Origin of the sequence: Pseudomonas veronii (assembly GCF_002028325.1) — a bacterium.
Taxonomy (GTDB): domain Bacteria; phylum Pseudomonadota; class Gammaproteobacteria; order Pseudomonadales; family Pseudomonadaceae; genus Aquipseudomonas; species Aquipseudomonas veronii.
Window position 1 is genome coordinate 5,983,642 of sequence record NZ_CP018420.1, and the last position, 21,242, is coordinate 6,004,883.

16 protein-coding genes are annotated in these 21,242 nt (G+C 60.4%); 9 read left to right on the forward strand and 7 right to left on the reverse strand.

All coding sequences use genetic code 11. The features are described from left to right. Positions 1 to 9: 9 nt before the first annotated feature. Complete coding sequence (locus PverR02_RS27415) at positions 10 to 498, reverse strand: TIGR00645 family protein (RefSeq protein WP_017847323.1); 489 nt, start codon at positions 496 to 498, stop codon at positions 10 to 12. 163 nt (positions 499 to 661) lie between these two features. Between PverR02_RS27415 and PverR02_RS27420 the strand changes: the two genes are divergently transcribed. Continuing rightward, positions 662 to 2,485: a hypothetical protein gene (locus tag PverR02_RS27420; protein WP_079444757.1), complete on the forward strand. Its 1,824-nt coding sequence runs from the start codon at positions 662 to 664 to the stop codon at positions 2,483 to 2,485. A 6-nt stretch (positions 2,486 to 2,491) separates the two neighbouring features. On the opposite strand, the gene PverR02_RS27425 is transcribed toward PverR02_RS27420, so the two are convergent. Next, entirely contained in the window at positions 2,492 to 2,809 is a 318-nt protein-coding gene (locus tag PverR02_RS27425) for a PA4575 family protein (protein WP_017847321.1), read from the reverse strand. A 179-nt stretch (positions 2,810 to 2,988) separates the two neighbouring features. Continuing rightward, the gene (locus PverR02_RS27430; RefSeq protein ID WP_017847320.1) at positions 2,989 to 5,427 is read right to left on the reverse strand and encodes a Lon protease family protein; all 2,439 of its coding nucleotides are present in this window, start codon (positions 5,425 to 5,427) and stop codon (positions 2,989 to 2,991) included. Positions 5,428 to 5,694: 267 nt separating this feature from the next. Between PverR02_RS27430 and PverR02_RS27435 the strand changes: the two genes are divergently transcribed. The 5 genes from PverR02_RS27435 to PverR02_RS27455 all read left to right on the forward strand — a co-directional run bounded on the left by PverR02_RS27435 (position 5,695) and on the right by PverR02_RS27455 (position 9,488). Further along, entirely contained in the window at positions 5,695 to 6,183 is a 489-nt protein-coding gene (locus tag PverR02_RS27435; protein WP_046381990.1) for a DUF3015 domain-containing protein, read from the forward strand. A 92-nt stretch (positions 6,184 to 6,275) separates the two neighbouring features. After that, the gene (locus PverR02_RS27440; protein WP_079444758.1) at positions 6,276 to 8,129 is read left to right on the forward strand and encodes an Lnb N-terminal periplasmic domain-containing protein; all 1,854 of its coding nucleotides are present in this window, start codon (positions 6,276 to 6,278) and stop codon (positions 8,127 to 8,129) included. 34 nt (positions 8,130 to 8,163) lie between these two features. After that, the gene (locus tag PverR02_RS27445; protein ID WP_079444759.1) at positions 8,164 to 8,469 is read left to right on the forward strand and encodes a chorismate mutase; all 306 of its coding nucleotides are present in this window, start codon (positions 8,164 to 8,166) and stop codon (positions 8,467 to 8,469) included. A gap of 94 nt (positions 8,470 to 8,563) precedes the next feature. Then, the gene (locus tag PverR02_RS27450; protein WP_046381987.1) at positions 8,564 to 8,920 is read left to right on the forward strand and encodes a hypothetical protein; all 357 of its coding nucleotides are present in this window, start codon (positions 8,564 to 8,566) and stop codon (positions 8,918 to 8,920) included. 70 nt (positions 8,921 to 8,990) lie between these two features. Further along, positions 8,991 to 9,488 (forward strand): GreA/GreB family elongation factor, encoded by a 498-nt coding sequence (locus PverR02_RS27455; protein ID WP_079444760.1) that lies wholly within the window; start codon positions 8,991 to 8,993, stop codon positions 9,486 to 9,488. Here PverR02_RS27455 and gdhA read toward each other — a convergent pair. Then, positions 9,485 to 10,822: an NADP-specific glutamate dehydrogenase gene (gene gdhA / locus PverR02_RS27460; RefSeq protein WP_057005109.1), complete on the reverse strand. Its 1,338-nt coding sequence runs from the start codon at positions 10,820 to 10,822 to the stop codon at positions 9,485 to 9,487. The two genes, PverR02_RS27455 and gdhA, sit on opposite strands and share 4 nt — an antisense overlap. Before the next feature lie 299 nt (positions 10,823 to 11,121). Next, entirely contained in the window at positions 11,122 to 12,786 is a 1,665-nt protein-coding gene (ettA, locus tag PverR02_RS27465; RefSeq protein WP_017848266.1) for an energy-dependent translational throttle protein EttA, read from the reverse strand. A gap of 285 nt (positions 12,787 to 13,071) precedes the next feature. On the opposite strand from ettA, the gene PverR02_RS27470 reads away from it, so the two are divergent. From PverR02_RS27470 to PverR02_RS27480, 3 genes are all read left to right on the forward strand, one after another. Further along, positions 13,072 to 16,923: a sensor domain-containing protein gene (locus tag PverR02_RS27470; protein WP_079445045.1), complete on the forward strand. Its 3,852-nt coding sequence runs from the start codon at positions 13,072 to 13,074 to the stop codon at positions 16,921 to 16,923. 244 nt (positions 16,924 to 17,167) lie between these two features. After that, the gene (glyA, locus tag PverR02_RS27475) at positions 17,168 to 18,421 is read left to right on the forward strand and encodes a serine hydroxymethyltransferase (RefSeq protein ID WP_017848268.1); all 1,254 of its coding nucleotides are present in this window, start codon (positions 17,168 to 17,170) and stop codon (positions 18,419 to 18,421) included. A 108-nt stretch (positions 18,422 to 18,529) separates the two neighbouring features. Further along, positions 18,530 to 19,752 (forward strand): IS3 family transposase gene (locus PverR02_RS27480; RefSeq protein WP_167379478.1). Its coding sequence is split into 2 segments (ribosomal slippage): positions 18,530 to 18,881 and positions 18,881 to 19,752, totalling 1,224 coding nucleotides; the frame shifts between segments, so codons are not numbered across the junction. 171 nt (positions 19,753 to 19,923) lie between these two features. Here the strand turns inward: PverR02_RS27480 and yjiA are convergent. Both yjiA and PverR02_RS27490 read right to left on the reverse strand, forming a co-directional pair. After that, positions 19,924 to 20,883, reverse strand: coding sequence for a GTPase (yjiA, locus tag PverR02_RS27485; RefSeq protein ID WP_079444761.1), 960 nt, complete (start codon positions 20,881 to 20,883; stop codon positions 19,924 to 19,926). Between the two features lie 156 nt (positions 20,884 to 21,039). Then, positions 21,040 to 21,237, reverse strand: a complete 198-nt coding sequence (locus PverR02_RS27490) for a YbdD/YjiX family protein (protein WP_017737420.1) — start codon at positions 21,235 to 21,237, stop codon at positions 21,040 to 21,042. Between the last annotated feature and the right edge of the window lie 5 nt (positions 21,238 to 21,242).

Consider the following 21,242-nt stretch of genomic DNA (forward strand, 5'->3'; position numbering starts at 1 on the left):
CGCGGGGGATCAGTGCTTGGTGAGCTTGTCCAGGTAACCCATGGCGAACGCCGAGACCACAAAGGTCATGTGGATGATCACGTACCACATCAAATGCTGCGGATCGACGTTCTTGGCATCCATGAAGATGCGCAGCAGGTGGATGGAGGAAATCGCCACGATGGAGGCGGCCACTTTCATCTTCAGCGAGGAAGAGTCCATGGTGCCCAGCCAGTTGAGCTTTTCCTTGTTTTCATCGATGTCCAGCTGCGAGACGAAGTTCTCGTAGCCGGAGATCATCACCATCACCAGCAGGCCGCCGACCAGTGCCATGTCGATCAACGACAACAGCAGCAGGATCACTTCCGATTCGAGCATGCTGAAGATATTGGGAACGACGTGAATGATTTCCTGGAAGAATTTCAATGCCAGGATCAACAAGCCCAGAGACAACCCCAGGTAGATCGGCGCCAGCAACCAGCGCGAGGCGTACATCGTATTTTCGATAAAGCGTTCCATTGAATCTCACACAGCGTGGTTAGAAATGACGGCGAGTATACCAGCCGCTACCCAACACCTGTGACCGCGAGAAAACTGACCTGAGTGGCATCTGTAAGAGCGTTTTTCTGCTAGTGTCGAGGCCATCAACTCGGCTCAAAGACGTCGGACAGGAAAACTCAAGATGATGGATGTGCGTTCCCCTTGGGCCAGCATCGGCCTGTGTGCGGCATTGCTGCTGGCCGGTGGCTGTTCTCCCAGCGACGAGCAAAAGCAGACCACCCTCGAAGAGAAAACCAAGCAGTTCGAACAGTCGCTCGACAGTATCCAGGACCCCAAACTGCGCGACGCCATCGCCGACCTCGGCGGTTCGCTGTTGTTGCTGGAACGGGCGCGGGTCAAGCTCGCCAGCAAGCCCATCGAAGCCGAATACGGCGAAGACAGCCTGGCCCTGCTCAAGCACTACCCCACGCCCCAGGCCCTGGTCGACACCTATATCAACGGCCTGTTCGTGCTGCGCAAGACCTCCCACTCCGACTACCTGACCGATCTGCAGCCGGTGTTCCCGTTCAACTTCAACACCCCCGACCAGTTCCCGTTCCCCCACGGCCTGGAATGGCAGTCGGTGACCTTGAGCAACAGCAAAGTCATCCCCTTCCAGCCGGAATGGTCGGAAACCGATCCCGGCATCCAGTTGAGCCCCAGCAGTTCCAACCTGACCAACCCCGATGACCTGACGGTGACCTACCCGTTCATCGACGGCATCGAGACCGACAACAAGAGCCAGCCGCAGCCCGTCAGCCTCAAAGGTACGGTCGAGGTGGTCGCGCCGGGCAAGGTGCTGACGTTCGACCTGTCGAAAAAAGACCTCGGCCACCCACGCACCGAGGGCAATATCACCCTCAACCTGCTGAGCCTGGAAAAAAACTACGCCGAGATCGAACTGACCAACCACGAACCGCTGGCGGCGGAGGTCGGCGACGAATCACCGGACCCGTTGCTGGTGCAGGCCCGCGACAGTACCGGGCAGTTCCTCACGCGCTCGGGCTCGATCAACGAAAATGCCGCGCAGGTGGCGTTCTACGAGAAACAACTGGCGCAGATGCAAAAGCAGAAAGCCTGGTCGGACGCGTTTGAGAAACAACTGACGGACGAGCAGAAAGCCTTCGAACACCAGCAAAGCAGCCATTACGCCAAGGTCTACTTCAATGGCCTGATCGACACGCTGCAGGTCGACGTGCTGGACTTTTCCAAGGCCACGCTGACCCGCAAGGACCTCGACCTGCCCGTATTGCGCTTCGACAAGAACAGCCTGCAGAAAACCGTGCAAGCCTTGCCGATGGCGGTAACGGTGTACGACGACAGCACCGCCAGTTGGCTGAAAACCGCGACGATGACCGAGGACCAACTGAAAAACAGCGTGACCATCAGCCAGTCCGTCGAAGATGCCAGCGCCGCGCATATCGTGTTTGACCACCCCTACACCTTCAACGACGAATTGGCGGGCACCGAACGCAACAGCGACGAAGCCCCGGTGACGTTTTTCACAGCCAATGAAAAAGGCGAGCGCGGCGAGCCCATCGAGTTGCCGAGCGAAGCCTTCGAGCTGAACCCTGCACGCGGCACGCTCACCTACGACCTCAACCTGTTCCCGGAGAACCCGGCGTTTGTGGTGGGCTCGATTCCGCTGTTCCTGGCCAGCATCGACCAAGCCACGATCGACGTGGCCAAGCTGCCCAAGGGCCTGTCGCTCAAGGACAACGCGCTGATCGTCGACCAGGCGCAGTTCCCGTCCGACAGCTGGCGCTTCTATGCCAAGGACGCCAGCGGCAACTACCTCAAGGAAATCCTCGGGGTCAGCCACCACGCCGAGGAATACGGCACGGCGTTGTTTGATGTGCACTACTTCTACGGCCAGCCGACCCAGCTGGAAAGCTACCAGCGTACCAACCTGAGCACCGTGCAATACGGCTTCGAAGTCAAGCTGGACAAGCCCGAAAGCAAATAACCGGGCCTACAGGGCCAGGCATTCCTGCCCGTTATTGAGCTGGCGCAGGTGGGCCTGCAGATGCAGGCACCAGATCTGCGGCTCCTGCGCCAGCTCGTAGCCTTGCTGGGTCAGGTTTTCGACGATCGATTGCAGGAAGGTTTCGGCCACGAACGGCCCGGGAAACGGTCCCTGGGATTTGATGGTCGAAGGCTGCTCACCGGTCATTCCAGCGGCAAACAACAACGTCCACATCCCGTTATCCCCCGCAAGAGGGCGAATGGAGCATTCGATGCGAGTGCCCAGGCCCAGACACTGGCGGGTCAGGCAAAGGTTGCGCGGCATGGCGGCGACCCTCGGTAGATCGGCGTTCAGCCTCAAGCACGGCGAGACTGTTTCTATCCTGCGACTCCGGTGGATATCCCTAGTGCTCAGAATAGAAGAAAAACGCGATAAACCAAGGTTGTAGGGACCAACGGGCGTTGGTCCCCAACCTGGAGTCAATTTAGTGGCGGGCTAACCGATCAGCTCGGTTTGGCTTCCGCCTGCGCGTGCAGCGCCAGTTCCTTCTCAGCTTCCTTCAAGTCTTCCTCGCTGATCATCTCGGCAATCGCGCGCAAACGCTCGACCACACGCGCATTCACCGTGCCTTCGGGGAATTGCCCTTCTGCGTCCGGCTCACCGGCCGGCTCGCCGACCAGCAGGCTCAACGCCTCATCCGCCTGGCGCACCGCATAGATATGGAATTGCCCGGCGCGCACGGCCTGCAACACCTTCTCATCGAGCATCAGCGTGGCGACGTTGGCCTGCGGAATGATCGCGCCTTGTTCGCCGGTCAGCCCACGCGCTTCGCAGAGGCGGAAGAAACCTTCGATCTTCTCGTTGACCCCGCCCACCGCCTGCACTTCACCAAACTGGTTGATCGAACCGGTGATGGCAAAACACTGTTTGAGCGGGGTTTTCGACAAGGCCGAAATCAAGGTACAGGCCTCGCCCAGGGACGCGCTGTCGCCGTCCACATAACCGTAGGACTGTTCCAGCGCGATACTCGCCGAGATCGCCAGCGGGAATTCCTGTGCATAACGGCTGCCCAGGTAACCGGTGAGGATCATCACGCCCTTGGAGTGAATCGGCTGGCCGAGGTTGACCTCACGCTCGATGTCGACGATGCCGCTGCCGCCCGGGTACACCGTGGCGGAAATCCGCGCCGGCACGCCGAACGCCGAATCGCCGACTTCCAGCACCGTCAGCCCGTTGCACTTGCCGACCGCCGCGCCGGCGGTGTCGATCAGGATCACCCCGGCGAGCATGTCGTCGAGAATCCGCGCCGACACCCGCCCGGTGCGCGTGGCCTTGGCCTTCAGCGCACGTTCGATGTGGCCGGCGTCGGTCATTTCGTCGCCCGCCAGGTGGCGAATGAAATCCGCCTCGCTGACCAGTTGGAACAAGTCGCCAATGCGCGCCGACAACCGCCCCTGGTGTTCGGCCAGGCGTGCGCTATAAGTGGCCAAGCGCGCCACCGCGTCCGAGGTCAGCGGCGCCATGCCCTCTTCCGAGGTGCGGGTTTTCAGCAACTGCGCGAACTGCTCGAGGCTTTCGTCGACCATCGGGATGTCTTCGTCGAAATCCACCAGCACGCGGAACATTTCCTGGAAGTCCGGATCGGCGTCCTGCAACGCGTAGTACAGCTGGCGGGAGCCGATGATGATCACCTTGACCTGCAACGCAATCATCTGCGGGTTGAGCGTCACCGTGGCCAGGCGGCCCAGTTCGCCCAGCGGCGACTCCATCTTCAGCTTGCGCGACTGCAGGGAACGCTTGAGGGCGTCCCACACAAACGGCTCGCTGAGCATCTTCTCGGCTTCGAGGATCAGGAACCCGCCGTTGGCCCGGTGCAAGGCGCCCGGACGCAACTGGCGATAGGTGGTGTAGAGCGCGCCCTGATCGGTGCTGTATTCGATCCGACCGAACAGGTTGTCGTAGGTCGGGTGCGGTTCAAACACCACCGGGGCGCCGCCGTTGACCGGATGGCCGACCACCAGGCTCGGGCAGTACTGTTCTTCGAGCAGCTTGCGGGCCTGGGCGTCGGTCTTGGCGTCGTCCACCAATTGCTCGACCACGGTTTTCAGCAAGTACACCTGCATGGCTTGCAGGTAACCGCATACGGCGGCGTTTTCTGCGTACTTTTCCGACAACGGTGACAGCAATGGCTGTAGGGCCAGGGTGATGGTTTCTTCGTTGAACTGACGCAGTTGGTTGTTCGACTCACGCTTCCACTGCGGCAGGCTGGCCAGCTCTTCGTTGAGGCGTTCTTCCAGTTCGGAAATATCGGTGTGGAAGCGCTCGCGATCGACTTCCGGCAGCTGCGAGAACTCGGCCTCGTCCAGCGCCTTGCCGTCGAGCATCGGGGTGAACGCGATGTTGGAACTGTCGCGGTACAGCGCCACGTCCTTTTCCAGGGCCAGGCGTTCGATCACGTCCAATGCCTTGTCGTAACGCTGGTTGAACGCGCGGTCGATAGCGCTTTTGCGTTGTTGATACGTCGGGTGCTCGAACACTGCCGGGAAGGTCGCCACCAGGTTGTCGATCAAGCCGTTGATGTCGCTGATGAACGCCGCGGCGCCGCCTGCCGGCAGTTCCAAGGCGCGGGGTTCGCGGGGCTCATCGAAATTATTCACATAGACCCAGTCCGACGGGGTCTGCAGGCGTTTGCCTTCGGCCTTCAGGTAGCGTTTGACGAACGAAAAGCGACCGGTGCCCGGCTCGCCCATGACAAACACGTTGTAACCGGGGCGTGGCATGGCCACACCGAACTGCAAGGCTTCAACCGCACGTTCCTGGCCAAGCACACCGCGAAAGGGCTCCAAATCATTGGTGGTCGAGAAGCTGAACTGTTCAGCGGAGAAAGGGCGAGTCAGCGCTTCGGGCGCTAGACGCAAGCTGGCAGCAACAGGATCAGGCATCGGGCTTCCTTACATCAGGCGGGGCAGATGGCGGCATTCTGGCTCTCTGTTACGCGCTCTGGCAAGGCGCGCCTGAGGTAAAGCATAGACACGGGCTGCGTCCTACAAAAAAATCGAGATATCTCTGATTGTTTTATTAAAAATCACGGAACCCCTGGAACCTGCCTAAACTCCAAACTGCGCGGGCTGGACTAATAACCGGCCCCTAAGGCACGTTACTGCGCCTGAACCCTTGTCCATTGGTTTGCACACAAAGAGAACAAAGCTATGAAACGGATCCTTCTCGGTACTCTCTTCACCGTCGTTTCCCTCAACGCAATGGCTGAATCACCCGGTGGCCCGAACTGCGGTTGGGGCAACATGCTGTTCGAAGGCCAGCGCGGCACGCCGGCGCACTTCCTGGCGTCCACCACCAACGGCACCTCGGGCAACGCTACCTTCGGCATGACCTCGGGCACCAACGGTTGCAGCACCAACAGCGCCCTGACCTACGGCGGCAAATCGTGGATTGCCATGAATGGCATGATGAACGAGCTGTCCGAAGACATGGCCAAAGGCAATGGCGAAGCGCTGACCACCTACGCCGTGGTACTGGGCGTTGCACCAGAAGATCGCGAGCACTTTGCTGCCGTGACCCACGAGCACTTCCAGCAAATCTTCAGCAAGGCCGACGTGACCGCTGACGATGTCCACAACAACACCCTGGCTGTACTGAAAAGTGATGCCCGCCTGGCGAAATACGCAACCCAGGCTTAAGCTCGAGCCGCCCGCGCCCTCCAAGGCGCGGGTCTTATTTTTGGACCCGCCTCCCCGCTTGGGTCTCACTTTTTCCGACTTAAGTTGCCCCTATGCTCAAACGCCTTGCCTGGATGGCACTCTTCGCCTGCGCCCCGTTGTATGCGGCGCCGCATCTTGATGATCAACGTTTGCAGCAATTGGCCAACGATCCGTTCTGGTTGTCCTTGGGCCATTACGAAGCCGGCAAAGTCAGTGGCTGGCGCAGCTATGTCAGCGACAAAAAATTCTTCCTCGCCGCCGATGGCACCCATCACCCGGATGCCGAACTCAAGGCCACCGTCGACGCGCTCTACGCGCCGGCCAGCCTGGGTGAAAAACATGCGCAATGCGTTTACCCCGCACGTACCCGCTGGCTCAAGGACCGGTTGCAACTGACCGACCTGCCCGCCGTGGGCTGCAACGAATTCAAGCAATGGTTCAAGGACGTCGCGCCCCATAGCGCGGTGATGATCTTCCCGGCGGCCTACCTCAACAGCCCTTCATCGATGTTCGGCCACACCCTGCTGCGCATCGACCAGGCTGACGTGCAGAGCAACAACACCGCGCTGCTCAGCTATGCGATCAACTTCGGCGCGTACATCGAAGGCTCGGACAACAGCATCCTCTACGCCTGGAAAGGCCTGATGGGCGGCTACCCCGGCCTGTTCGCCCTGGTGCCCTACCAGGAAAAACTCTCCGAATACCGCAGCCTGGAGAACCGCGACCTGTGGGAATACCGCCTGAACCTGACCCAGGTCGAGACCGAGCGCATGGTCGAGCACGTGTGGGAACTCAAGCAGATCCAGTTCGACTACTTCTTCTTCGACGAAAACTGCTCCTACCGCCTGTTGGAGTTGCTGCAAGTGGCCCGCCCCGGCCTGCGCCTGACCGAGCAATTCCCGCTCACTGCGATCCCCACCGACACGGTCAAGGCCGTGAAAGACGCCGGCCTGGTCGAGAAGATCGACTATCGCCCGTCCCGTGAGCGCGAGTTGCTGGAACGCGCCAAACCGCTGGACAGCGACGAGCAGCAATGGGTGCTGAAAGTCAGCGACGACCAGAAACAATTGCAGGCGCCCGCGTTTAAAGCGTTGCCGCGCGAGCGCCAGGCGCTGATCATCGACGCCGCCTACCGCCTCGGCCGCTACCGCGCCAATGGCCTGGAGCGCGACACCGAACGCTCCCAACGCAGCTTCGAACTGCTGCGTGCGATCAACCAGAACCCCGCGCCCGACCTGAAGATCACGCCCCCAGGCCTGCCGGAAACCGGCCATGAATCACGCACCTGGCAAGCCGGCATCGGCACGCGTGGCGACAAAGCCTTCGGCGAATACGGCCTGCGCATGGCCTACCACGACCTCAACGACAACGCCGAAGGCTTCCCCCTCGGCGCGCAGATCGAGATCCTGCAAATGAAACTGCGCCAGTACGAAGGCAACCACTGGCAACTGCAGCAACTGGACCTGGCCACCATCCGCTCCCTGACTCCGCGCAACGCGTTGCTGCAACCCTGGTCATGGCAAGTCACCGGCGGCCTGGAACGCGTGCCGGGCAAACACGACGATGAAACCCTGGTCGCCCACGTCAACGGCGGCGCCGGCGGCACCTGGCAACTGCGCGACGACATGCTCGGCTTCGCCCTCGGCACCGTGCGCGTGGAACACAACAACGACTTCAGCGAAGCCATCTCCCCCGCTGCCGGTTTCAACACCGGCGTACTGTGGAAAAACCCGCTGGGCAACCTGAGCTTGGAAGCCAAGGGAGATTTCTTCACCAATGGCGAAGTACGGCGCAGCATCAGCCTGAACCAGCAGTGGGAATTGTCGCGCAACCTCGGCCTGCGCCTGAGCGCCCAACGCGAGTACAGCCACTTGTCGACGCCGGTGAATGAGGTAATGCTTGAGATGAAGTGGTATCACTACTGACCAACGCCCAACCAGAATCAGGAGTTCACTCAACATGGCCGTTACCTGCACCACCCTTGAAGAAGTCCGAAGCAACATCGACCGCCTCGACCAGCAAATCGTCAGCCTGTTGGCCGAACGCGGCCACTACGTTTCCCAGGCGGCACGCTTCAAAAAAGACACCGACGGCGTCAAGGCACCACAGCGCGTCGAACAGGTGATCAGCAAAGTGCGCAATCTGTCCCAAACGGTCGGCGCCAATCCCGACGTCACCGAACAGGTGTACCGCGCGATGATTGCGGCGTTTATCCAGCAAGAATTGGCTGAGCATGCTGCGCTGGCCAGCCATCAGACGACATAGCACCCAACACCTTTCTCACCCCCCTTTCACATCCCCCCGACGAATCCCCTTCTAAACTTCCCCTATCAGCCGTGAAACGGCCAGGGAGCAAGTAATGTGGCGGTATGCAGTAATGCTGTGTGCGGTGCTGGGGTTGTCGGGTTGCCAATCGACCCATCAGGAGTTGCTGGCCAAGGGCTATCCACCGGCGTTTGCCGATGGCTTCGATGACGGTTGCAGCAGTGGTCGCCAGGCCGCGGGGGTGATCACCGGGGAGTTTCGCAAGAATGTGCCGCGTTATCTGAAAGACCGCGTATACGCCGAAGGCTGGGAAGATGGCTTTCGCCAGTGCAAGGCCATGCGCGAAAACGAAGAGTTGCGCGACTACAAAGACCATCACTGGGACGAGCGCGAGCGCGCCTGGCAGCAGGAGAAGGATCGCGACGCAGCCAAGGCTTATCGCTCGCAATAGGTCGCTTTCAGACATTCGTCGAAACTAAAGTGCGGCGAACATGGCCCAAACGCTATAGAGGGAGCCTGTCATGAGCCGAGCTTTTGTGAATGAAGACAGCGCCGCCGCCCAGGCCGACCCACCGGTCGAGCGTCAGGTCAGCGAGCAACCCAATCGCCTCACCGCGCGCGGGTTGGCGCAGTTGCAGGCCAAGGTTGCGCAGTTGCAGCAGGAATACAGCATCGAATCCGCCAAGGGCGAACAGGCCGACAAACAGCGCCAGGCCGACCTTGAGCGGGATTTGCGTTACTTCAACCAGCGGCTACAGAGTGCCCAGGTGGTGGCGCCGGCCGTGTCCACCGACAAGGTGCAGATCGGCAGTTGGGTGACCTTTGCCAATGAGCAGGACGAGCAACAGCGCATTCAGTTGGTCGGTGAAGACCAGGCCGATGCCGGTGCGGGCCTGATCAACTGGGGTTCGCCCCTGGGTCGGGCGCTGCTCGGGGCCCGGGTGGGCGACGAGGTGCTGTGGCAGCGCCCCGTCGGCGATCAGTTGATCGAAGTGCTGCGCATCGAGGCCGAGACCTAGACGATGCCTTGGGCCAGCATCGCGTCGGCGACTTTGACGAAGCCGGCGATATTCGCGCCCTTCACGTAGTTGATCCGGCCGTTTTCCTCACCGTAATGCACGCACGCGTGGTGGATCGACTGCATGATGTTGTGCAGTTTGCTGTCCACCTCACCGGCGGTCCACAGCAGGCGCATGGCGTTCTGCGACATTTCCAGGCCACTCACCGCCACGCCGCCAGCGTTGGACGCCTTGCCCGGGGCGAACAGAATGCCTGCGTCGATAAAGATATCCACAGCCTCCAGGGTGGTCGGCATGTTGGCGCCTTCGGCCACGCAGAGGCAGCCGTTGCGCAACAGGGCGCGCGCAGCGTCGGCGTTGAGTTCGTTCTGGGTGGCGCATGGCAGCGCGATGTCGCACGCCAGTTCCCACGGGGTTTTACCGGCGCGGAACTCCAGGCCGTAACGGGCCGCCAGTTCGCTGATGCGACCGCGCTGGACGTTTTTCAGCTCCAGCAGCGCCGACCATTGCTCCTCCGTCAACCCGTTTTCGGCGTACAGGGTGCCTTCGGAGTCGGACAACGAAATCACCTTGCCGCCCAGGTCCATGACCTTGCGCGCCGCGTATTGCGCCACGTTGCCGGAGCCGGAGACCGCCACGCGCTTGCCCTCGACCCGCAGGCCATCGCGCTTGAGCATTTCTTCAGCGAAGTACACGCAACCGAAACCGGTGGCTTCGGGGCGGATCAAGCTGCCGCCGTAGGTCATGCCTTTGCCGGTCAGCACGGAGGTGAACTGGTTGCTCAGGCGCTTGTACTGGCCGAACAGGAAACCGATCTCGCGGGCACCCACGCCGATATCGCCGGCCGGGACGTCCACGTCCGCGCCGATATGGCGGTACAACTCGCTCATGAACGCCTGGCAGAAGCGCATCACTTCGGCGTCGCTCTTGCCCTTGGGGTCGAAGTCCGAGCCGCCTTTGCCGCCGCCCATGGGCAACGAGGTCAGGGAGTTTTTGAAGGTCTGTTCGAAGGCGAGGAATTTCAATACGCCCAGGTTGACCGACGGGTGAAAGCGCAGGCCGCCCTTGTACGGGCCGATGGCACTGTTCATCTGGATACGGAAACCGCGGTTGACCTGAACCTTGCCGTGATCATCGACCCACGACACCCGGAAAGTAATCGCACGTTCCGGCTCGCAGATGCGCTCCAGGATGCCCGAGGTCAGGTAGTGAGGATTGGCTTCAAGAAACGGCCACAGGCTGCGTAGGACTTCTTCTACAGCCTGGTGGAATTCCGGCTGGTCGGGGTCGCGTTTCTTCAGGCGGGCAAGGAAGGATTCAACGGATTCGATCATGAAAAGTCTCGGCAAATTTATTGTCGTTAAGGGCGATTGAGCCGGACTTTATCAATTCATGTCGCACCGCGACAGGGCAAAATGTCGCCTTTGTGAATTTAAATGGTGCATTGGATATAAATAAACCTGAAAAACAGGCATTTATCGCACCTAAAAGGGGATTTCAAAACGGCGCCATGCACCAACTGAAAAACCGCTATCGGAGGCAAGCCTCCTCCCACATTTGATCGATGTTCGTCAGGAAGTCATGGGCAAAAAAAACGGAGCCCGAAGGCTCCGCTTTTCCAAACCGACCCGAATCAGGCCAGTTTCTTGTGCCGTACACGGTGCGGCTGGGCAGCGGCTTCGCCCAGGCGTTTCTTGCGATCCGCTTCGTACTCGGTGTAGTTACCTTCGAAGAACACCGCCTGCGAGTCATCTTCATACGCGAGGATGTGGGTCGCGACGCGGTCGAGGAACCACCGATCGTGAGAGATCACAATGGCGGCGCCCGGGAAGTCCAGCAGGGCTTCTTCCAGGGAACGCAGGGTTTCAACGTCGAGGTCGTTGGACGGTTCGTCGAGCAGCAGGACGTTGCCGCCCTCTTTCAGGGTCAGGGCCAGGTGCAAGCGACCACGCTCACCACCGGACAGGTCCTTGACGAACTTCTGCTGGTCACCACCCTTGAAGTTGAAACGGCCGACGTAGGTGCGCGACGGGATTTCATAGTTGCCGATACGGATCTGGTCGGAACCGTCGGAAATCTGCTGAAACACAGTTTTGCTGCCGTCGAGGTCTTCGCGGCTTTGGTCCACGCAGGCCAGTTGCACGGTTTCACCGACTTCGATGGTGCCCGAGTCCGGGGTTTCCTTGCCCATCAGCATGCGGAACAGTGTGGATTTACCCGCACCGTTACCGCCGATAACGCCGACGATCGCGCCTTTTGGCATGGAGAACGACAGGTTGTCGATCAACACGCGGTCGCCATAGCCTTTGGACACGTTCTTGAATTCGATGACCTTGTCACCCAGGCGCGGACCGGCCGGGATGTAGATCTCGTTGGTTTCGCTGCGCTTCTGGAATTCCTGCGACTGCATTTCTTCAAAGCGTTGCAGACGTGCCTTGGATTTGGATTGGCGGGCCTTGGCGCCTTTGCGCACCCACTCCAGTTCTTCCTTCATGGCTTTTTCGTGGGCCGATTGCTGCTTGGATTCGGCAGCCAGACGGTCGGACTTGGCTTCGAGCCAACCGGAGTAGTTGCCCTCGTAAGGGATGCCGGCGCCACGGTCGAGTTCGAGAATCCAGCCGGCGACGTTGTCCAGGAAGTACCGGTCGTGCGTGATCGCAACCACGGTGCCCGGGAAGTCGTGAAGGAAATGTTCCAGCCAGGCGACGGAATCGGCGTCCAAGTGGTTGGTCGGTTCGTCGAGCAGCAGCATGTCGGGAGCCGACAGCAGCAGGCGGCACAGGGCCACACGGCGCTTCTCACCACCGGACAGGTGTTCGACCTTGGCGTCCCACGCCGGCAGGCGCAGCGCATCGGCGGCGACTTCCAGCTGGCGATCGAGGTTGTGACCGTCGCCAGCCTGCAGGATGGCTTCGAGCTTGGCCTGTTCGGCGGCCAGCTTGTCGAAGTCAGCATCCGGTTCGGCGTAGGCGGCGTAGACTTCGTCCAGCCGGGCCTGGGCGTCCTTGATCACGCTGACGGCTTCTTCGACCACTTCGCGCACGGTCTTGGCCGGGTCCAGGATCGGTTCTTGCGGCAGGTAGCCGATGTTCAGATCGGGCATCGGGCGGGCTTCGCCTTCGAACTCGGTGTCGACGCCGGCCATGATTTTCAACAGGGTGGATTTACCCGAACCGTTGAGGCCGAGCACGCCGATCTTGGCGCCGGGGAAAAAAGACAGCGAAATGTTTTTCAGGATTTCCCGCTTCGGCGGAACAACTTTGCCCAGCCGATGCATGGTGAAGACGTATTGAGCCATGGTGAACCTAGCGTCAGTGACTGATGAATTGAGCGGGCGAAGCCCGTGCCAGACCATGCGCCGCGCGGGCCGTTGACCTTGATCAATGCCTGCGAGCGGAAAAAGCCTGATTGTCTGGGGCTGGAACGCCCCCGCGTAACCGGCAAAGCTACCTGAATGCGCCAGGGCAGTCCAGCCAGGCAGGACTGGCACTTTGCCACAAGTCAAGGCATGCTAGCCGCCCTCCGGGCGTCCGGCTTATAGTGCATGTCGCGCGCCAGTCCAGCCAAACCGCAGGATCACAGTTTGTCCAACGTCACGCCGCCTACTCCCCTGCGCGCCGCTCACATAGCGCCGGGAGCGCCCCTGCACGGCACCCTCAAAGGCGCATTGGCGACGCTTGTCCTCATGTTGCTCGCGTTATTGTTCTGGCAACTGCTCGACCAACTGCAGCAGAACCAGAAAAACCAGCAGCAATACACCATCGACTACAGCGCCGACCTGGCGGAACAGATCAGCCTGAACATGGCCCTGAGCGCACAGATCGCGCTGAATCTGCTGCCGATGGTCGAGCCGCCGCGCAACGACGAACAGCAACAGGCGTTGATGCTCAGCTTGCAACGCTCTCTGCCGGAACTGCGCAGCTTCGCGCTGCTCGCCCCCAGCGGCGCGATAATCCGCGACACGGCCAAAGACAGCCAGGACAGCGACTTCCTCGAGGAACTGGTCAAGCGCAGCCATTCCCAGCCCTACTACCTGAGCAACGACAACAACGGCACCATCATTTATCTGCTGCTGCATCAGCCCAGTGGCGATTCGAAAATGTACTGGGCGCTGCGCCTGGCGCCGAACTACCTGGCCAACCTTACCCGCCAGGATGGCCAGGGCCAGCGGCCGATGTGGGCCGTCGAGAATCGCCTGAACCACCACATGGTCAGCCGTGACAGCGGCATGCCGACACAATTGGCCGCCGCCCTGACCCCGGACGAGTTGAAAAAAAGCGTGCTGGTCACGCCACTGAGCAAAAGCGACTGGCAACTGCGCGGCCTCTTCGACCGTAACGCCGTGCTGGAACAATTGCTGCCGGCGTTTATCGGCAAGTGCCTGCTGGGCCTGGCCTTCTCGTTGGTGCCGGTGATCGTGCTGTTGAATATGCGCCGCCGCCAGCGCCAGGTGAACGAAGGTCGGCGGCGTTATCAGGATATTTTCGAAGGCACCGGCGTGGCCCTGTGCGTGCTTGACCTGTCGGGGCTCAACGCGTTCTTCGACAAGGCCAAGATCCGCACGCGCGAGCAATTGCACGGGTGGCTGCAGGGCAACCCCGAAGCGCGTCGCCAGTTGCTCAAGGAACTGCGTGTCACCGAGGTCAACCAGGTGGCGGTACGCCTGTTGAACGTCAGCTCGTGCGAGCAAGCCTGGGAACGCCTGATCGATGACTGCCCACGCAACGCCACGGCTATCGGCTATCAGGTGCTCGAGGCGGTGCTGACCCAACAGAACCAGTTGGAACTGGAAATCCAGCTCAACGATGTGCTCGGCAACAACCAATACCTGTGGCTGGTGATGCGCCTGCCGGAACAGCGCGACGACTTCAAGGCGGTGATCCTCAGCATCAGCGACATCACCAGCCGCAAGCTGATCGAACTGTCGCTGGTGGAGCGCGAAAGTTTCTGGTCGGACGTGGTGCGAACCGTGCCCGATCACCTGTATGTGCAGGATGTGATCAGCCAGCGGATGATTTTCAGCAACCACCACCTGGGCCACACCCTCGGCTATAACAAGGCCGAATTGCAGCAAATGGGCGAGTACTTCTGGGAAATCCTGCTGCACCCCGAGGACGCCGAGCATTACCACGACTTGCGCCAGCAGCAGCGCCAGGCCGGTTATTCGAGCCAACTGCAATGCCAGTTGCGCTTTCGCCACCGCAACAATCAATGGCGCCGCTTCGATATCCGCGAGCAAGCCCTGGCCGGGGACAAGACCGCGCAGGTCACGCGCATCATCGGCGTGGCCAAGGACATTACCGATCAGATCGAGGCCAGCGAATCCCTGCGTGACAGCGAACAACGCTACCGCATGCTGGCCGAAAGCATCAGCGACGTGATCTGCTCCACCGACAGCCGCCTCGCCCTCAACTACATCAGCCCCTCGGTCAGCGCCGTGCTGGGCTATGACGTGGACTGGGTGTTCAAGAATGGCTGGCAGTCGATCATCGCCAACCCGCAGCAATTGGCCGGCATCTACAGCCTGGTCGAGCAAGTCAGCCGGGCCTTGGGCGACGCCGAGGCGCTGGCCAAGCTGCGCGATGACATCCACACCCAACTGTACCTGTTCGACTGCCTGCGCGCCGACGGACGTAAAGTTCCGATCGAGCTGCGCCTGGTGCTGGTGTGGGACGAGCACGGCGCCTTCGAGGGCATCCTCGGCGTCGGCCGCGATATCAGCCAGCAGCGCCGCGCCGAGAAAGACCTGCGCATGGCCGCCACGGTATTCGAGCACTCCACGTCGGCGATCCTGATCACCGACCCGGCCGGCTATATCGTGCAGGCCAACGAGGCGTTCAGCCGCGTCAGTGGCTACGCCGTGGCGGACGTGCTCGACCAGTTGCCGAACATGCTCACCGTCGACGAGCAGCAGGAAGCCCACCTGCGCTACGTGCTCAAGCAGTTGCACCAGCACAGCACCTGGGAAGGCGAAGTGTGGCTCAGGCGCCGCAACGGCGAGCATTACCCGGCCTGGGTCGGCATTACCGCCGTGTTCGACGATGAAGGCGACCTGGCCAGCTACGTCTGCTTCTTCAGCGATATCAGCGAGCGCAAGGCCAGCGAACAGCGCATCCACCGCCTGGCCTATTACGACGCCCTGACCCACCTGCCCAACCGCACGCTGTTCCAGGACCGCCTGCACACCGCACTGCAGTCGGCCGAACGGCAGAAGTCGTGGGTGGTGCTGATGTTCCTCGACCTCGACCGCTTCAAACCGATCAACGACTCCCTGGGCCACGCCGCCGGCGACCGCATGCTCAAGGAGATGGCTACCCGCCTGCTCGGTTGCGTGGCCGAAGACGACACCGTGGCGCGCATGGGCGGTGACGAGTTCACCCTGCTCCTGCAGCCGCGGATCAGCCGCGAAATGGCGCTGAACCGCGCGATTCACGTGGCCGAGCAAATCCTCGCCAGCCTGGTCAGACCGTTCGTGCTGGAAGGCCGCGAGTTTTTCGTCACCGCAAGTATCGGCATCGCCCTCAGCCCGCAGGACGGCAACGAGCTGAGCCAGTTGATGAAAAACGCCGACACTGCGATGTATCACGCCAAGGAGCGTGGCAAGAACAACTTCCAGTTCTACCAGGCCGACATGAACGCCAGCGCCCTGGAGCGCCTGGAGTTGGAAAGCGACCTGCGCCACGCCCTCGACCAGAACGAATTCGTGCTCTATTACCAGCCGCAATTCAGCGGCGACGGCAAACGCCTGACCGGCGCCGAAGCCTTGCTGCGCTGGCGTCACCCGCGCCGTGGCCTGGTGCCGCCAGGGGACTTCATTCCAGTGCTGGAAGAGTTGGGCCTGGTGGTGGATGTGGGCGACTGGGTGATCAGCGAAGCCTGCCGCCAGCTCAAGAGCTGGCACCAGAACAAGGTGCGGGTGCCGAAAGTCTCGGTGAACATCTCGGCGCGGCAATTCTCCGATGGTCAGTTGGGTGAGCGTATCGCCAGCATCCTCGAGGACACCGGCCTGCCGCCGGCGTGCCTGGAGCTGGAGCTGACCGAAAGTATCCTGATGCGCGAAGTCAACGAAGCCATGCAGATCCTCGCCAGCCTGAAAAACCTCGGCCTGAGCATTGCGGTGGACGACTTCGGCACCGGCTATTCGTCGCTCAACTACCTCAAGCAATTCCCCATCGACGTGCTCAAGATCGACCGTACCTTCGTCGACGGCCTGCCGTCCGGCGAGCAGGATGCGCAAATCGCCCGTGCGATCATCGCCATGGCCCACAGCCTCAACCTGGCGGTGATCGCCGAGGGCGTGGAGACCCATGAGCAACTGGACTTCCTGCGCGAGCATGGCTGCGATGAGGTGCAAGGTTATCTGTTCGGGCGGCCGATGCCGCCGAATCGGTTCGCGGCGCAGTTCAGCAATGATGCGCTGTTCATGTTCGACTGAGAGTTTGTGGTGAAGCCGCTGGCCCCATCGGGAGCACGTCGAATCGTCGCACCGCCCCTCCCACACTTCGATTTGTGAATACATTCAAATGTGGGAGGGAGCTTGCTCCCGATAGCGGCGGTACAGTCCCCCCCACGTCAGATGAACACCACTTGTCCGCGACATGACGTCCTTTCATATGCCATCTAAAACCCATTAGGTTAGAATGCCTTCCTTTTCTGCCCCCCGATCCTTGAGGACCGCCATGTTCAGCCGTGATTTGACCATTGCCAAGTACGACGCCGATCTCTTCGCCGCCATGGAGCAAGAAGCCGTGCGCCAGGAAGAGCACATTGAGCTGATCGCTTCGGAAAACTACACCAGCCCTGCGGTAATGGAGGCTCAAGGTTCGGTTCTGACCAACAAATACGCCGAAGGCTACCCAGGCAAGCGCTACTACGGCGGCTGCGAATACGTCGACGTGGTTGAGCAACTGGCCATCGACCGCGCCAAGCAACTGTTCGGCGCCGATTACGCCAACGTCCAGCCACACGCCGGCTCCCAAGCCAACAGCGCCGTGTACCTGGCCCTGCTGCAAGGCGGCGACACCATCCTGGGCATGAGCCTGGCCCACGGCGGTCACCTGACCCACGGCGCCAGCGTTTCGTCCTCCGGCAAGCTGTACAACGCCGTTCAATACGGTATCGATGCCAACGGCCTGATCGACTACGACGAAGTCGAGCGCCTGGCGGTCGAGCACAAGCCAAAAATGATCGTGGCCGGTTTCTCTGCCTACTCGCAGATCCTCGACTTCCCACGTTTCCGCGCCATCGCCGACAAAGTGGGCGCGTACCTGTTCGTCGACATGGCCCACGTGGCCGGTCTGGTCGCCGCTGGCGTCTACCCGAACCCGGTGCCGTTCGCTGACGTGGTCACCACCACCACCCACAAGACCCTGCGCGGTCCGCGTGGCGGCCTGATCCTGGCGCGCGCCAACGCCGAGATCGAGAAGAAGCTCAACTCTGCGGTATTCCCAGGCTCCCAAGGCGGCCCGCTGGAACACGTGATCGCCGCCAAAGCGGTCTGCTTCAAAGAAGCCCTGCAGCCTGAGTTCAAGACTTACCAGCAACAAGTGGTGAAAAACGCCAAGGCCATGGCCGAAGTGTTTATCGCACGCGGTTTTGACGTGGTCTCCGGCGGGACTGAAAACCACCTGTTCCTGCTGTCGCTGATCAAGCAGGACATCTCCGGTAAAGATGCTGACGCCGCCCTGGGCAAAGCCTTCATCACCGTGAACAAAAACTCCGTGCCGAACGACCCACGTTCGCCGTTCGTCACCTCGGGCCTGCGTTTCGGCACCCCGGCCGTGACCACTCGTGGCTTCAAGGAAGCAGAGTGCAAGGAGCTGGCCGGCTGGATCTGCGACATCCTGGCTGACCTGAACAACGACGCCGTGATCGACGCGGTCCGTGAGAAGGTCAAGGCCATCTGCAAAAAGCTGCCGGTGTACGGCGCTTGATTGCAGTTGCTTGAATAAAAAGCCCGGCTCTTGAGCCGGGCTTTTTTATGCAGATTGTCCCGTCCTGAATAAGGTTTACGCCTTCTGACCTATCTTCAGGAGGACTCAATGGATACGGGCAAAAGGCGCAGCCAGCGCGACTACACGTTAGCTTTTAAATTATCGGTCGTAGACCAAGTTGAAAAAGGCGAGTTAAGTTATAAAGAGGCTCAACGGCGCTTTGGCATTCAGGGCCGGTCCACGGTACTGGTTTGGTTACGCAAGCATGGCCGACAGGACTGGAGTCAAGGCGCATCAATTCGAGCGCCGCGGAGCAAGCCAATGACCGACCCCAACCTCCCGCTAACACCCGAACAGCGGATCAAAGAGCTTGAAGAGCAACTGGCACTGAGCAATCAGAAAGCCCAGTTCTTTGAGGCTGTCGTGAATGTCTTGAAAAATGACTACGGTGTTTCCATCGTAAAAAAGCGACCCGGCAAGTCCTCTCGCAAGGGCAAATCCAAAACCTGAGCATTACCAGGGCTTGCCTGTTCATGGGTATTTCGCGTCAAGCGTATTACAAACGCAATCGAGTTTTTGATGCCCGAGTCCGCCAGGACCAGGAAGTGGTGGACTTTGTTCTGGAAAAGCGTCGACGCCAACCCAGGCTAGGAACGCGTAAGCTGCATTACCTGATGAGCATTGAGGCTGGTGCGGCATTAAGTGTCGGCAGAGACCGCCTGTTTGCCATCTTGAGAGAGGCGCGAGCGCTCGTTCCACGCAAGCGGGCCTACCATAAAACCACTCATAGCCATCATCGTTTTCGCCGCCATCCAAACCTGCTCAAAGCAGGTCCGGAACAAGTCGTAGCCAGCAGGCCCGAACAGGTTTGGGTCGCAGACATTACCTATCTACCAACGCGGGAAAGTGTCGCCTACGTCAGCCTGATAACGGACGCGTACTCACGCAAGATCGTAGGTCATCATGTGCATGAAAGCCTGCATACGGAATCGGTGATCAAAGCGCTGCAGAAAGCGGTTAGCCAGCGAAGCTCCAAGGAGCCGCTTGTCCATCACTCAGACCGCGGCGCCCAATACTGCTCCGACTTATACCAGCGGATGCACATCAAGCACGGGATCAGGTGCTCAATGACCGACGGTTATGATTGTTATCAGAACGCGATGGCCGAGAGGATAAACGGGATTTTGAAAACTGAATTTTTGCTACATCGCCCCAAAGACTTGGCAGACGCAGTAAAAATGGTGGATGAGTCGGTGCGGATCTACAACGGGGAGCGACCGCATTTCTCCCTGAAATACAAAACGCCCGATGCGGTGCACCGGGCGTTTTGAGACTGAAATAGGTGTAAACCTATTTCAGGACTAGACAGATCAGGATTTGGAATACCGGCCAATGTGGGAGGGGGCTTGCCCCCGATAGCGGTGGGTCAGTCGACACATGTATGGCTGACACACAGCTATCGGGGGCAAGCCCCCTCCCACATTTTTGATCGCATTTCCAAGTTAGGCTTGATAGATCTTCGCAAAACCCTCGCGAATCTTGTCTTCCGGCAACTCATCGGCAATAAACACGATCACACTCTCCCGCGTTTCGCCCTCGGCCCATTCGGTATCCCAGTCGAAGCCGTAGAGCTTCAGCACGCCCTGGAACACCATGCGCCGGTCTTCCCCGGCGATGTTCAGCACGCCCTTGTAGCGCAGCAGTTGCTTGCCGTGGTCTTCCAACAACTCGTTCATGAACTCGCTGAGGCGGTCGATATCCAGCGGCTGTTCGGTGCGCAGCACCAGGCTGGAGATGCGGTCGATGGACGGCGCGGCGCTGACCGGGCGCAGGTTCATGCCGGCGTTGAGGTTGAAGCCGCGCACGTCGAGCAGCTCGGCCAGGTCGATGGCGCCGTGGTCGACCACGCGAATCGGCGCGCGGCGGTTGATGCGGGTCAGGCGCTGGCTGAGGGCATCGAAGCTGGCGTCGTCCACCAGGTCGCGCTTGCTCACCAGCAGGCGGTCGGCAAACCCGATCTGTGCCTGGGCGATGGTTTGGGTCAGGTGGTGCTCGGCGTGGGCCGCGTCCACCAGGGTGATGATGCCGTCGAGGATGTAGCGCTCGCGCAGCTCTTCATCGATGAAAAAGGTCTGGGCCACGGGGGCCGGGTCGGCCAGGCCGGTGCATTCGATCACCAGGCGGTCGAAGGCGATTTCGCCGCTGTCGAGGCGCTCCAGCAGCAGGTACAGGGCTTTGGTCAGGTCGGTGTGGATGGTGCAACACACGCAGCCGTTGGACAGGGTCATGACTTGCACCGGCTCGTTGCCCAATAGCTGGGTGTCGATACCGGCGTCGCTGAATTCGTTTTCGATCACGGCGATTTTCAAGCCGTGCTCGGCTTTGAGCAGGTGACGCAGCAACGTGGTCTTGCCGGCGCCGAGGAAGCCACTGAGGACCGTGACGGGAATGGGAGAGGACAAAGACAGTTCTCCTGAAAATGGGGAGGTAAAAACAACTGTAGGAGCGCGCTTGCTCGCGAAGAACGTCAACGATAACCCGTGCTATCTGGATGCACGTGGTGTCCTTGCGTTGTTCGCGAGCAAGCTCGCTCCTACAGGTAAAGCGGTTTTACCAACTTAACAGCACTTGGGCCCACCCTTGCCGCCGTAACGGGCTTCCTGGCGTTCCCGGAAGAACGTCTTGTAGTCCATCATCGGCTTGTCCGGGTGTTTGGTTTGCATATGCTCGACGTAAGTGTCGTAGTCGGGCATGCCGACCATCAGGCGCGCGGCCTGACCGAGGTATTTACCGAGGCGACTGATGTCATTGAACATGGCTG